Consider the following 13752-nt stretch of genomic DNA (forward strand, 5'->3'; position numbering starts at 1 on the left):
CCGTCATGCCCGCAACCAGGACCACCCCGGCCGCCACCACCCCCAACCCACCCGCCACCGCCCCGGCCCCACCCGCCCCCCGATGGTGGATCTGGCTCGCCGCCTGGCCGGTCACCGCCGTCTTCGTCCTGTCCAACGCCGCCACCCCGCTGTACGGGCTGTGGCAGCACGACATCGGCTTCTCCAAGGGCACCCTCACCGTGGTGTTCGCGTGCTACATCGCCGGCCTGATCGGCTCGCTGCTGGTCTCCGGCGTGCTCTCCGACCGGATCGGCCGCAAGCCCGTCCTGCTGCCCGCCCTGGCGCTCGCCCTCGCCGCCTGCCTGGTCTTCGGCACCGCCACCAGCGTCGCCGCACTGATCGTGGCGCGGCTGTTCACCGGCATCGCGGTCGGCGCCGTCGTCTCGGCCGGAATGGCCGCGGTGACCGACGTCGCCGGGCCGGAGCGCAGGCGGACCGCCGCCCTGCTCGCCTCCTGCGCGATGGTCTTCGGCGCCGGACTCGGCCCGCTGCTCGCCGGCCTGCTCTCCGAGCTGGCCCCCGCGCCGACCGGTACCGTCTTCGCGGTCGAGGCCGTGCTGCTGGCCGCCGCGGTGCTGGTCGTGCTGCGGATGCCGGTGCCCCGCCCGGACTCCCGCGGCCGCGGCCCCTGGATCCGGGTGCCCGGGGTCCCGCGCGGCAACGGCCGCCGACTCGCCCTCGGCATCGCGGTGTTCGCACCGGGCATCACCGCGACCTCGTTCGTGCTCTCGCTGGGCCCCTCGCTGCTGTCCGGCCTGCTCGGCAGCACCAACCGGATCGTCGCCGGGGCGATGGCCTTCGTGATGTTCCTCGCCGCGACCGGGGTGCAGTTCGCCGTCCAGCGGCTGCGCCGTCGCGGCATCCTGACGGCCGGTGCGGCGGCGACCGCACTGGGCATGGCCGCCCTGGTCACCGCCGTGCACACCGGGAGCCCGGCGGCGCTGGTCCTCGCCGCCCTGCTGGCCGGCGCCGGCCAGGGCGCGGGCCAGCTCGGCGGCCTGTCACTGCTGAACAGCGGGGTTGCGCCGCAGCGCCTCGCCGAGGCCAACGCCGCGCTCAACGTGGGCGGTTACCTCCCGGCCGGCCTGCTGCCCGTCTCGGCCGGATTCCTCAGCGACGCGGTGGGCCTGACCACCGGCGCCACGGTCTTCGGCGCCGTCCTGCTGGGCCTGGCCGTCCTCGGCGGCCTGCTGGTCCTCGCCACCGGGCGCGGGGTGACCGACCCGGCCTGACGGTCCGGGAGGCACTCCCGGAGCACCCCCTCCCATGGAGGAAGCTTTGCAACAACATTCCATCCCGATGGTATGTATGGGCTGTCGCGACGAGGGAGGGCAGTGGCATGGCACAGCAGGAACGGGCGCGCCGCACAAGGGAGAAGGTCCTGACGGCGGCGGCCGAGATCTTCGCCGCCCAGGGCTACGAGAGCACCACACTGAACACCGTGGCCGACCGCATCGGTATGACCAAGGGCGCGCTCTACGGCCACTTCCCCTCGAAGGCCTCGCTGGCCCGGGCCCTGATCCAGGAGTCCCGGAGCACCTGGGCGAGCCTGCGGACCGAGTACGACACCCCGGGCGCCGACCCCGCCGGGGCCCTCGAAGGCATCATGGTCGCCCTCGCCGACCGGCTGCGCTCCGACCTCCGGCTGCGCGCCGCGCTCCGGCTCGCCGCGGACTGCCCCGACCTGGCGAACTCCCCCGACGACGTCCTCGCCGAGATGCACGTCTCGCTGACCGACCTGGTCCGCCGGGCCCAGCGGGACAGCGGCTTCCCCGCCCACAATGCTTCCCTGGTGGCCGAGTTGCTGCTGACCGTCATCCGCGGACTGCTGAACACCCGTACGGAGGGCGCCGAAGGGGACGTGACCGGCACCCGCACCCCCGGCGGGGAGCCGCTGTGGCGCCTCCTCTTCGACGCCCTGTCCGGCACCCCGGCCCCCGCGCTCCCCTGCCCCTGACGCCCCGAACCCCGACACCCGGCTGAACCGAACGCCCCACCGGCCGAACCCGGCTACGACACCACGTCCTTGCGGGCGAACCCCCGGAACGCCAGCGCCAACAGCACCACCGCGTACGACAGCGACAACGACACCCCCTGCACCATGCCGCCCCACTCCAACTGCGGCTGCAGGGCGTCCGCCCAGGCGTACTGCCAGTGCGCCGGCAGCCACTCCCGCAGGTCGCCCAGGGCCGTGACGGCGTCCAGCACCCCGGTGATGATCGACAGGAACACCGCCCCGCCGACCGCCCCCAGCGGCGCGTCCGTCGCCGTCGACAGCCAGAACGCCAGCGCCGCGATCACCAGCTCGCTCAGGAACACGAACGCCACCGCGATCGCGATCCGGGGCAGTGCCTCCCCGGCCGGCAGGCTGGCCCCGGCGGGCAGCTTGAGGTCCCCCCACCCGTACGCCACCGTGCCCACGACCAGTCCGATCGCGGGCAGCATGACGATCGCGACCGCCGAGAACGCCAGCCCGACCGCGAACTTGCGCACCAGCAGCCGCGCCCGCGGCACCGGCGCGGCCAGCAGGTAGCGCAGCGAGGACCAGCTGGCCTCGGAGGCCACGGTGTCCCCGCAGAACAGCGCGACGGGGATCACCAGCATGAAGCCGGTGCCGACGAACAGCATGGTGACGGCGAAGTTGGCGCCCGAGGCGGTGGCCAGGTCGATGAAGGTGGTCCGGTCGGGGCGCCCGGGGGTGCCGCCGATCTGGAACGCCGCCAGGATGACGAACGGCATCGCGGCCAGCACCCCGCCGATCACCATCGTGCGGCGCCGGCGCAGCTGCCGCATCGCCTCGACCCGCAGCGGCAGGGTCCGGCTCGCCCGGTACCCCTGCGCATGGTCCGTCGGGACGGGCCCGGCCCCGGCCGGGACCCGATCCGTAGTACCGGCGCTCACGCCGCACCTCCGATCAACGACAGGAACGCGTCCTCCAGGCGCCGCTGCGGTCCGGCGCTCTCCACCGGCACCCCCAGCCGCACCAGCTCCGCCAGCAGCTCGCTCGCGGCGAGCCCGTCCAGCCGGACCAGCAGCCCGCCCGCGACGGCCTCCGCCGAGCCGACCCCGGCCAGGGCTCCCACCTTCTCGACCACCGACTCCGGGTCGCAGCCCGCGGCCACGCCGATCATCAGCAGCTCACCCGCGCCGATGATCTCGCCGACCGGCCCGGCCGTGACCAGCCGCCCGCGGTCCATCACCACCAGGTCGGTGCAGCTCTGCTCGACCTCGGCCAGCAGGTGGCTGGACACGATGACGGTCCGGCCGGCGGCCGCGTACCGGATCATCACCTCGCGCATCTCGCGGATCTGCGGCGGGTCCAGCCCGTTGGTCGGCTCGTCCAGGATCAGCAGGTCCGGCATCCCGAGCATCGCCTGCGCGATGGCGAGCCGCTGGCGCATGCCCTGGGAGTACGTCCGCACCGCGCGGTCCAGCGCCTCGCCGAGCCCGGCGATCGCCAGCGCCTCGTCGAAGCGGGCGTCGGCCTCCGGGCGCCCGGTGGCCTGCCAGTACAGCCGCAGGTTGGCCCGCCCGGTGAGGTGGGGCAGGAAGCCCGCGCCCTCCACGAAGGCGCCGACCCGCGAGAGCACCGGCGCCCCGGGGCGGATCAGGTGCCCGAAGACCCGGACTTCCCCGGCGTCGGGCCGGATCAGTCCCATCAGCATGCGCAGCGTGGTGGTCTTGCCCGCCCCGTTCGGACCGAGCAGGCCGAGCACCTGGCCCTGCTCCACCCGGAAGCCCAACTCCCGTACCGCGTAACGATCCTGGGAACCCTTGTAGCGCTTGCTCAGGCCGCTGATGCGCAGCGGCACCCCGGCCAGCTCCGGATCGAACTCCGGCCCCCACGGCCCCGACGGCCCCGACGACCCCGACGGCCCAGACGACCCCGACAGCCGACCGGCCGCCAGGCGCCGCCGCAACAACGGCACCAGCACCAGCCCGGCGGCCACCACCACGGCGACCACCGGCAGCAGCCAGGTCCGCGCGGGCAGCGGCGCCGCCTCGGTGACCAGCTCCTCGACGGTCGGCGCGGCGAGCGCCCCGGCCACCGCCACCCGGTAGGTCGCCGGTTCGGCCGGCGAGGCGTACGCCAGGTCGGTGGCCGCCAGCACCAGCCGCAGCCGGTGCCCGGCCGGGAAGTCGTGGTCCACCGCGGGCAGTTGGACGGTCACCGTCCTCCCGCCGTCCGCGTCCGCGCCGGTCACCCGCAGCGGGGCCGCCAACTGCTGCGGCAGCACCGCCTTGCCGTCCGGCCCGACGTCGTACAGCTTGGCGAACAGCACCGCGTCCGGCCGGTCGGCCTTCACCCGCACCGGTACGGTCGGCTGCCCGGTCAGGTGCAGCGACTTCTCCAGCGGCGCGGATTCGAAGGCGGCGTTCTGCCCGGGGAAGTCCAGTGAGAGCCCGGCCCCGAGCGAGGCCGCCTGGCTCAGCGCGCCGATCCCCGGCAGCGTCGAGATTCCCGGCGGCGCCCCGCCGGGCGGGTTGGCGACGGGCTTCTCCCCGCCGGTCAGCTCGACGGAGCGGGTGCCCGTCCCGCCGAGCCCCGGGTACCGGTCGGCGTCGGCGCCGCGCAGCACGGCCTGGAAGCCGGTCGAGTCGACCCCGCCGGTCCGGGTCACCCGGAACTGCGGCCCGGTGTCGTTGCCGCGCCCCTTGAGGTAGTGGTCGAACCAGGCGGTGACCCGGTCGTCCACCCGGGCGCTGGTGTCCGTCCCGCCGTCGTGCCCGCCCGCGAACCAGTCCACCGAGACGGGCGCGCCGTTGGCGGCGACGGCCCGGGCGATCCGGTCGCCCTGGTCGAGCGGGAACAGCGAGTCCTGCTGCCCCTGCACCACCAGGGTGGGGGCCTTGAGCTGCGCCGCCACCGAGGACGGGCTGGACCTGTCCAGCAGCGCGACGGCCTCCGGATCGGCGTGCCCGGCGGTCGCCACCCGGTCGTACATCTGGCACAGCGAGTCCAGGAACCGCCCGCAGCCCACCTGCCCGTCGGCCGGGGCCGCACCCGGGGCGGCACCCGGCTCGGCCCCGCTCCCGCTCCCGGTGGTGGCCCCACTGCGCGGCGCACCGCCCGAGGGCCCGAGGTCCCCGGCCGAGCCGGTGGTGAAGAAGATCCCGGCCCACAGCTTCTTGAACACGCCGTCCGCCGCGCCCGAGCCCTGCACCCCCTGGGGGAACAGCGCGTCGGCCAGGTTCCACCAGGTGATCTGGGTGGCCACCGCGTCGATCCGGTGGTCGTAGGCCGAGGCCAGCAGCGAGATCGCCCCGCCGTACGAGGCCCCGGTGATCCCGACCCTGGGGTCGCCGGGCCCGTCCAGCTTCACCTCGGGCCGCTGGGCGAGCCAGTCCACCAGGTGCTTGACGTCCTCGACCTCCCGGTCGGGCGCGTTCAGCCCGATCTTCCCGCCGGAGTGCCCGAAACCGCGCGCGGACCAGGTCAGCACCGCGTAGCCCTGCCGGGCCAACTGCTGGGCGCGGTCCCGTTCGCCCTCCTTGGAGCCGCCGAAGCCGTGCGCGAGCAGGACGGCGGGTCGCGGGGCGCTGCCGGTGGTGAAGAAGGAGGTGTCCAACTGGACCTGCTGGGTGCTGCCGGGCGTCTCCGGCATGCTGAGGAAACGATCCTCCTCACGGACCGACTGCTCGCCGTCGGACGCCACCGCCACCGTGCCCACCCCGGCGACCGCCACCAGGGCCACCGCCCCGGCGAGCAGCCTGCGCCGCACCGACGTTCCCCGTCCGCGCCATCGACGCCATGCCCCACCGAGCTCCATGGGGGCTGATCGTATCCGCCGCCGGGGTAGGCGCCCGATAAAGCCACCACCCCTTTTCGTCCGGTTCCACCCGCTAAACGCCGGTATCGTACGGCTCACCCGCCTCTCCCCCATCGAGAAGGTCCCCGTGCTCTGGCCGCTGATCACCCTGCTCGCCACCGTCGCCGCCACCCTCGCGGTCGGCTGGACCGTCGACCAGGCCCTCCAGCGGATCAGCGCCGGCCACCCGGAGGCCCCGGTCTGGGCACTGCTCCGCCGCTGCCGGATCCCGCTCCAACTCGCCGTCGTCTCAGCCCTGTTGCTCGCCGCCAACCCGCTGAGACGGATCTTCCACCGGACCGCGGACGAGGGCTCCCGCCACCTGCTCCTGCTGCTCCTGATCGCCTCCCTCGGCTGGCTCACCGTCCGGGTGGCGGCCGCCGCCCTGGAGGCGCTGCTCCGCCGGTACGAGACGGTCTCCGACGACCCGGCCCGGGTGCAGCGGGTGCGCACCCAGATCGGCATGCTGCGCCGGGTGGTCAGCGCGGTGATCGTCGTGGTCACCCTCGCCGTGATGCTGCTGACCTTCTCCGCGATGCGCACCGTCGGCGCCAGCCTGCTCGCCTCGGCCGGCCTGATCGGCATCGTGGCCGGCATCGCCGCCCAGAGCACCCTGGGCAACTTCTTCGCCGGCCTGCAGATCGCCTTCGGCGACACCGTCCGAATCGGCGACACCGTGGTGGTGGACGGCCAGCAGGGCACCGTCGAGGAGATCACCCTCTCCTACCTGGTGGTCCGGCTCTGGGACTACCGCCGACTGGTCGTCCCGGTCTCCTACTTCGTCAACAAGCCCTTCGAGAACTGGACCCGCCGCGACCCCGGCCTGCTCGCCGCCGTCCTGCTCCACCTCGACCACACCACCCGGGTCGACGAGCTCCGCGCCACCCTGCACACCCTGCTGGAGCGGCACCCCCGCTGGGACGGCGAGGAGTGGGCCCTCGTCGTCACCGACACCACCCCCAGCACCATCCTCGTCCGCGCCACCATGACCGCCCGCACCCCCGACGACGCCGCCCAACTCCGCTTCGACATCCGCGAACAGCTCATCGCCCACCTGCGAGACGAGCACCCCCACGCCCTCCCCCGCCTCCGCACCACCCCCGACTGACCCCGCACGCCCTCCAAACACGAATCCCCGCGCCCCTTCCGGGACACGGGGACTCGCACGAACCGCCCTCAGATCGCCTTCGTCATCGTCCGGTGCGGAATCCCGGCGTCCTCGTACACCGGCCCCTCCGCCGCGTACCCCAGCCGCTCGTAGAACCCGAGCGCCTGCACCTGCGCGTGCAGCTCGACCTCGACGGCCCCGCGCTCACGCCCGGCCGCCTCGATCGCCCGGACGAGGTCCGCCCCGAGCCCCGTCCCCCGCGCCGCCGCCACCACCGCGAGCCGCCCGAGCAGCACCCGGCCCTCGACACCCCCGGTCAGCTCCAGCGCCTCGGCACCGAAGATCAGCCGCCCGGTCCCGAGCCCGGCCCCGTCCGCGCCCACGGCCAGCACGTGCACCGAGGTCGCGTCGTACGCGTCGTACTCCAGCTCCTCCGGCACGTTCTGCTCGACCACGAACACCTCGCGCCGGATCGCCCGGACCAGCTCCAGGTCCGCCTCGCCCTCCGCGACCCGGACCCGTACCGAGACGGTCATCTCAGCTCTCCGCCGCGATGATGTCCAGCGCCTTCTGCAGGTCGGCCGGGTACTCGCTGCTGAACTCGACCCACTGCCCGTCCGAGGGGTGCTCGAAGCCGAGCGAGACGGCGTGCAGCCACTGCCGGGTCAGCCCCAGCCGCTTGGCCAGCGTCGGGTCGGCGCCGTACGTCAGGTCGCCGACGCAGGGGTGGCGCAGCGCCGACATGTGGACGCGGATCTGGTGGGTGCGGCCGGTCTCCAGCTTGATCGCCATCAGGGAGGCCGCCCGGTACGCCTCGATCAGGTCGTAGTGGGTGACGGACGGCTTGCCGTCGCGGGTCACCGCCCACTTCCAGTCCGAGCTGGGGTGGCGCCCGATCGGCGCGTCGACGGTGCCGCTCAGCGGGTCCGGGTGGCCCTGGACCAGCGTGTGGTAGCGCTTGTCGGTGATCCGGTCGTGGAACTGCCGCTTGAGGTCGGTGTAGGCCCGCTCGGACTTGGCGACGACCATCAGGCCCGAGGTGCCGACGTCCAGCCGGTGCACGATGCCCTGGCGCTCGGCGGCGCCGGAGGTGGAGATCCGGTAGCCGGCCGCGGCGAGTCCGCCGATGACGGTGGGGCCGGTCCAGCCGGGGCTCGGGTGCGCGGCGACGCCGACCGGCTTGTCGATCAGCACGATGTCGTCGTCGTCGTGGACGATCCGCATGCCCTCGACCGGCTCGGCCACGATCTGCACCGGGGCGGCGGGGGCGGGGATCTCGACCTCAAGCCAGGAACCGGCGGTCACCCGGTCCGACTTACCGGCCACGGCGCCGTCGAGCGTCACCTTGCCGTCGGCGGCCAGCTCCGCGGCCTTGGTCCGGGAGAAGCCGAACATCCGGGCGAGGGCGGCGTCGAGACGCTCGCCCTCCAGGCCGTCGGGAACGGGGAGGCTGCGGATCTGCGCTGCGGTACTCACCCGTACGAGTATGCCGGAAACCCGCCGCGCCCCTTCCCGCTCGCTGCTCCGGGCAGCGGCCGGAGGGCTACTTCCCGCTCTTCTCCGCCTGCTGGTGGACGGTCCCGTCCGGGTTGCTGCCGCGGAAGGAGAGCAGCACCACGAGGATGCCGCCGCAGACGATCGCCGAGTCGGCGAGGTTGAAGACCGCGAAGTGCTGGACCGAGATGAAGTCCACGACGTGGCCGCGGAAGACGCCCGGCGCGCGGAACAGCCGGTCGGTGAGATTGCCGAGGGCGCCGCCGAGCAGCAGCCCGAGCGCGATCGCCCACGGGAGGCTGTACAGCCGGCGGGCGATCCGCCAGATCACCAGGATGACGGCGGAGGCGATCATGGTGAAGACCACGGTCAGCGCCTGGCCCATGCCGAAGGCGGCGCCGGAGTTGCGGATCACCTGGAGCGTGACGACGTCACCGATCACCTTGATCGCCGCGTGGTTCTCCAGCTTGGCGACGACCAGCAGCTTGCTGGCCAGGTCGATCAGGAACGCGAGGACGGCGACGACCAGCAGCACCCCGATCCGGCGCGGGCCCTTGGGCTTCTCCACCGCCGTGGCACCACCGGCGACCGTAGTGTCACCGCCGGGAGCCGACTCGCCGCCCGCGGGCCCGCTGGACTCGGCCACGGCCACCTCCACGCCATCGGCGGGGTTCGGGACGGCCTCGTCCCGGGTCTGGGGGGAACCTTGCGTACTGATGATCCGCTCCGCTGCCGATGTGAGCCGATGAGGGCCTGAACGCGTCCGTACCGACGGGTCAGGCGAGGTTACGGGGTCGAGCGTACGGCAAGCCCGACCCCCCGCGTCGCCCCGGTCGCCCGGCCCGCCGGTCCGGTCGGCGGACTTCCTCAGCGGCGTTCCTGCTTGGCCTTGCACTGCACGCAGAGCGTGGCCCGGGGGAAGGCCTGCATCCGGGCCTTGCCGATGGCCTGCCCGCAGGACTCGCAGGTGCCGAAGCCGACGCCCTCCAGCCGCTCCAGCGCGCGCTCGGTCTGGGCGAGGCTGTCCCGCGCGTTGTTGGCGAGCGCCAGCTCGCTCTCCCGCGAGATGTTCTTCGTACCGGCGTCCACCTGGTCGTCGCCCGCTCCGTCGTTGGAGTCGCGCATCAGGCCGGCGATGGCGGCGTCGGCGGCGTCGATCTCGCCGCGCAGCCGCTCCAGGTCGTTGATCAGCTCGTCGTGCAGTTCGTGGACCTCCTCCGAGGTCCAGGGGTCCTCGCCGGGCCGGACGGGCAGCGTGGCCGGGTCGACCGCCTCCGCGCCGCGCGGCACGGTGACGGTGTCGGTGCTGGTGTTCTGAGGTGCGGTAGTGGTCACGGTCCCCTCCCCTGGATCGGCCGCCACGGCCTTGCGTGCCCGCTTGGTGGCGGTACCCGCGCCGGTTGCTTTCTCAGCCATGGCTTCGACCCCATCTACGAACGAATCGAGCCGCCGGTTCCCGGCGGCTTCCAGTGCCGGAACGATAATCCCGATCAAAACCGGTCACAACATGACATACCGGCGCCTCAGGATGATCCCACCCAGGCAGCCGCCCCAGCCGCCACGCCCCGCGCGCTGACAGACTTGTGCCCACCTCACCCCCGCCTAACCGCCCCCGCCGACCAGCCCGGATGGGCCCCTCGGTACCCGCTCCCCCGAATCCCCTTGGACAAACCGTCTCGCCCGGCCGATACACTGGCCCTGCAAGGCGCAGATGGGACGAGTACCGACGTACGCAGCCACCAGCGACCCGGGGACGGTGCGAGCCCGGGGGTGTGCACGGCGGGAAGATCACCCCGGAGCCGCCGGAAGAACGGCCGCCACCCAGCGGCCCACTAGACCCGGCAGCAACCCCAAACAAGAGGGCCGCACCGCACCACCGCGGCCAAGGAGGGTGGTACCGCGGGTCGGCGAAGGCCGTCTCGTCCCTCCGGAGGATTCAGTCCCAGCATCCGCCGGAGGTAGACACCCGCGATGAGCTCCTACAACCCCGTCCCCGCACAGGTCGATCTCCCCGCCCTCGAACACCAGATCCTCTCGTTCTGGCAGGACAACAAGGTCTTCCAGCGCAGCCTGGAGCAGTCCGAGGGGCGCCCCGAGTGGGTGTTCTACGAGGGTCCGCCGACCGCCAACGGCATGCCCGGGGCCCACCACATCGAGGCCCGCGTCTTCAAGGACGTCTTCCCCCGGTACCGGACCATGAAGGGCTACCACGTCGCCCGCAAGGCCGGCTGGGACTGCCACGGCCTCCCGGTCGAGCTGGCCGTCGAGAAGGAGCTCGGCTTCTCCGGCAAGCAGGACATCGAGGCCTACGGCATCGCCGAGTTCAACGCCAAGTGCCGCGACTCGGTGACCCGCCACACCGACGCCTTCGCCGAGCTGACCACCCGCATGGGGTACTGGGTCGACCTCGACGAGGCCTACCGGACGATGGACCCCTCCTACGTCCAGTCCGTCTGGTGGTCGCTCAAGCAGATCTTCGACAAGGGCCTGCTCGTCCAGGACCACCGCGTCGCCCCCTGGTGCCCCCGCTGCGGCACCGGCCTGTCCGACCACGAACTGGCCCAGGGCTACGAGACCGTCGTCGACCCCTCGGTGTTCGTCCGCTTCCCGCTGACCAGCGGCCCCCTCGCCGGCCGGGCCGCCCTGCTGGTCTGGACCACCACCCCGTGGACCCTGGTCTCCAACACCGCCGCCGCCGTGCACCCGGAGGTCACCTACGTGGTGGCCACCGACGGCACCGAGCAGCTGGTCGTCGCCGAGCCGCTGCTCGCCAAGGCCCTCGGCGAGGGCTGGGAGACCACCGGCGAGTCCTTCACCGGTGCCGAGATGGAGCGCTGGGCCTACCGCCGCCCCTTCGACCTGGTCGAGATCGAGGACGCCCACTACGTCCTCAACGCCGACTACGTCACCACCGAGGACGGCACCGGCATCGTCCACCAGTCCCCCGCCTTCGGCGCGGACGACCTCGCGACCTGCCGCAAGTACGGCCTGCCGGTGGTCAACCCGGTGCTGGCCGACGGCACCTTCGCCCCCGAGGTCCCGCTGGTCGGCGGCCAGTTCTTCAAGAAGGCCGACGAGGCCCTGGTCGCGGACCTCAAGGAGCGCGGCCTGCTCTTCCGCCACCTGCCGTACGAGCACAGCTACCCGCACTGCTGGCGCTGCCACACCGCGCTGCTCTACTACGCGCAGCCGTCCTGGTACATCCGGACCACCGCCGTCAAGGACGCGCTGATCCGCGAGAACGAGGCCACCAACTGGTTCCCGGAGACGGTCAAGCACGGCCGTTTCGGCGACTGGCTGAACAACAACATCGACTGGGCGCTCAGCCGCAACCGCTACTGGGGCACCCCGCTGCCGATCTGGCGCTGCGAGGAGAACCACCTCACCTGCGTCGGCTCGCTGGCCGAACTGTCCGAGCTCACCGGCACCGACCAGAGCGGCCTCGACCCGCACCGCCCGTACATCGACGCGGTCACCTTCGCCTGCCGCGACTGCGGCGGCACCGCGACCCGCGTGCCCGAGGTCATCGACGCCTGGTACGACTCGGGCTCGATGCCCTTCGCCCAGTACGGCTACCCGTACCAGAACAAGGAGCTGTTCGAGAAGCGCTACCCGGCGCAGTTCATCTCCGAGGCGATCGACCAGACCCGTGGCTGGTTCTACACGCTGATGGCGGTCGGCACCCTGGTGTTCGACAAGAACAGCTACGAGAACGTCGTCTGCCTGGGCCACATCCTGGCCGAGGACGGCCGCAAGATGTCCAAGCACCTGGGCAACATCCTGCAGCCGATCCCGCTGATGGACCAGCACGGCGCCGACGCCGTCCGCTGGTTCATGGCGGCCGGCGGCTCGCCCTGGTCGGCCCGCCGGGTCGGCCACGGCACCATCCAGGAGGTGGTCCGCAAGACCCTCCTCACCTACTGGAACACCGTCGCCTTCCAGGCCCTGTACGCCCGCACCTCCAACTGGGCGCCCTCCGCGGCCGACCCGGCCCCGGCCGACCGCCCGCAGCTGGACCGCTGGGTGCTCTCCGAGCTGAACACCCTGGTCCGCGAGGTCGACGCGGCCTTCGAGGCCTACGACACCCAGCGCGCCGGCAAGCTGCTCTCCGGCTTCGTCGACGACCTCTCCAACTGGTACGTCCGCCGCGGCCGCCGCCGCTTCTGGCAGGGCGACGCCGCCGCGCTCGCCACCCTGCACGAGGCGCTGGAGACCGTCACCCGCCTGATGGCCCCGCTCACCCCGTTCATCACCGAACGGGTCTGGCAGGACCTCGTCGTCCCCACCGACCCCCAGGCCCCGTCCTCCGTCCACCTGGCCACCTGGCCCGAGGCCGACGAGACCCTGATCGACGCCGACCTCTCCCGCCACATGGCCCTTGTCCGCCGCCTGGTCGAGCTCGGCCGGGCCACCCGCGCCGAGTCCGGCGTGAAGACCCGTCAGCCGCTCTCCCGCGCGCTGGTCGCCGCCCAGGGCTGGGAGGAGCTGCCCGCCGACCTGCGCGCGCAGATCGCCGAGGAGCTCAACGTCGCCACCCTCGAATCCCTCACTGGGTTGTCCCCGTCCGGGGCGGGCGGCGTCTCACTCGTCGACACCACCGCCAAGGCCAACTTCCGCGCCCTGGGCAAGCGTTTCGGCAAGGGCGTGCAGGACGTCGCCAAGGCGGTCGCCGCCACCGACGCCGCCCGCCTCGCCGCCGAACTGCGCGCCACCGGCGAGACCAGCGTCGACCTCAACGGTGAGCCGATCACCCTCTCCCCCGACGAGGTCATCATCACCGAGACCCCCCGCGAGGGCTGGGCCGTCGCCAACGAGTCCGGCGCCACCGTCGCCCTCGACCTGGCCATCACCCCCGAACTCAAGCGCCTCGGCATCGCCCGCGACGCCATCCGCCAGATCCAGGAGGCCCGCAAGAACTCCGGCCTGGACGTCGCCGACCGCATCATCCTCCGCTGGCGCGCCACCTCCGAAGAAACCGCCGAAGCCATCGCCGAACACGGCCCCCTCGTCGCCGACGAGGTCCTCGCCACCGACTTCGCCGCCGGCGCAGCCGACTGGACCTCCGACACCTTCACCGACGACTCCCTCGGCCTCGCCTTCCAACTCCGCAAGGCCTGACCCCCACCCCTACGGCCCCCGGCGCCCCGCCGGGGGCCGTAGGCATCCCCCCACCCACCCCCAACCCGCACCAACCCACCCACAGCACCCACCCACCTCCCCCTCCCCCACCCCAGGCGAGAGGGACGCGCTGCGGGAGGGGGCGGTGGAGGGGGTGGGTGCGGAGAGGGGCGTGACGGGTGATTTTCAGACCGCCAACGG

General features: G+C 73.0%; 10 protein-coding genes. 4 read left to right on the forward strand and 6 right to left on the reverse strand.

Features of this window, described 5'->3' with window-relative positions:
• Nucleotides 1-5: 5 nt before the first annotated feature.
• A complete protein-coding gene (locus AB0F71_RS36585; protein ID WP_360244444.1) occupies nucleotides 6-1253 on the forward strand; it encodes an MFS transporter in 1248 nt (415 codons plus the stop codon).
• 107 nt (nucleotides 1254-1360) lie between these two features.
• On the forward strand, nucleotides 1361-1978 hold the full coding sequence (locus AB0F71_RS36590) for a TetR/AcrR family transcriptional regulator (RefSeq protein ID WP_360244447.1): 618 nt from the start codon (nucleotides 1361-1363) through the stop codon (nucleotides 1976-1978).
• A gap of 53 nt (nucleotides 1979-2031) precedes the next feature.
• Here the strand turns inward: AB0F71_RS36590 and AB0F71_RS36595 are convergent, their stop codons facing one another.
• Nucleotides 2032-2922 (reverse strand): ABC transporter permease, encoded by an 891-nt coding sequence (locus tag AB0F71_RS36595; protein ID WP_360244450.1) that lies wholly within the window; start codon nucleotides 2920-2922, stop codon nucleotides 2032-2034.
• Entirely contained in the window at nucleotides 2919-5792 is a 2874-nt protein-coding gene (locus AB0F71_RS36600) for an alpha/beta fold hydrolase (RefSeq protein WP_360244453.1), read from the reverse strand. Before AB0F71_RS36600 ends, AB0F71_RS36595 begins: the two co-directional genes overlap by 4 nt.
• A 127-nt stretch (nucleotides 5793-5919) precedes the next feature.
• Between AB0F71_RS36600 and AB0F71_RS36605 the strand changes: the two genes are divergently transcribed.
• A complete protein-coding gene (locus tag AB0F71_RS36605) occupies nucleotides 5920-6939 on the forward strand; it encodes a mechanosensitive ion channel domain-containing protein (RefSeq protein ID WP_360244456.1) in 1020 nt (339 codons plus the stop codon).
• 68 nt (nucleotides 6940-7007) lie between these two features.
• Here AB0F71_RS36605 and AB0F71_RS36610 read toward each other — a convergent pair whose 3' ends face one another.
• The 4 genes from AB0F71_RS36610 to AB0F71_RS36625 all read right to left on the reverse strand — a co-directional run bounded on the left by AB0F71_RS36610 (nucleotide 7008) and on the right by AB0F71_RS36625 (nucleotide 9768).
• Complete coding sequence (locus AB0F71_RS36610) at nucleotides 7008-7475, reverse strand: GNAT family N-acetyltransferase (RefSeq protein WP_360244459.1); 468 nt, start codon at nucleotides 7473-7475, stop codon at nucleotides 7008-7010.
• A gap of 1 nt (nucleotide 7476) precedes the next feature.
• Complete coding sequence (locus AB0F71_RS36615; protein ID WP_360244462.1) at nucleotides 7477-8415, reverse strand: RluA family pseudouridine synthase; 939 nt, start codon at nucleotides 8413-8415, stop codon at nucleotides 7477-7479.
• Nucleotides 8416-8482: 67 nt separating this feature from the next.
• Entirely contained in the window at nucleotides 8483-9154 is a 672-nt protein-coding gene (gene lspA, locus AB0F71_RS36620) for a signal peptidase II (protein ID WP_360244477.1), read from the reverse strand.
• 146 nt (nucleotides 9155-9300) lie between these two features.
• A complete protein-coding gene (locus AB0F71_RS36625) occupies nucleotides 9301-9768 on the reverse strand; it encodes a TraR/DksA family transcriptional regulator (RefSeq protein ID WP_360244465.1) in 468 nt (155 codons plus the stop codon).
• Between the two features lie 636 nt (nucleotides 9769-10404).
• Here AB0F71_RS36625 and ileS point away from each other — a divergent pair.
• Nucleotides 10405-13551, forward strand: coding sequence for an isoleucine--tRNA ligase (gene ileS, locus AB0F71_RS36630; protein ID WP_360244468.1), 3147 nt, complete (start codon nucleotides 10405-10407; stop codon nucleotides 13549-13551).
• The last annotated feature ends 201 nt before the right edge of the window (nucleotides 13552-13752 follow it).

Source organism: Kitasatospora sp. NPDC028055 (genome assembly GCF_040637885.1).
Taxonomy (GTDB): Bacteria; Actinomycetota; Actinomycetes; order Streptomycetales; family Streptomycetaceae; genus Kitasatospora.

Bases quoted from the DNA above. Each gene is read 5' to 3' on its own strand.
- AB0F71_RS36585 (WP_360244444.1), top strand. From the start codon at position 6: ATGCCCGCAACCAGGACCACCCCGGCCGCCACCACCCCCAACCCACCC.
- AB0F71_RS36590 (WP_360244447.1), top strand. From the start codon at position 1,361: ATGGCACAGCAGGAACGGGCGCGCCGCACAAGGGAGAAGGTCCTGACG.
- AB0F71_RS36600 (WP_360244453.1), bottom strand. From the start codon at position 5,792: ATGGAGCTCGGTGGGGCATGGCGTCGATGGCGCGGACGGGGAACGTCG.
- AB0F71_RS36610 (WP_360244459.1), bottom strand. From the start codon at position 7,475: ATGACCGTCTCGGTACGGGTCCGGGTCGCGGAGGGCGAGGCGGACCTG.
- ileS (WP_360244468.1), top strand. From the start codon at position 10,405: ATGAGCTCCTACAACCCCGTCCCCGCACAGGTCGATCTCCCCGCCCTC.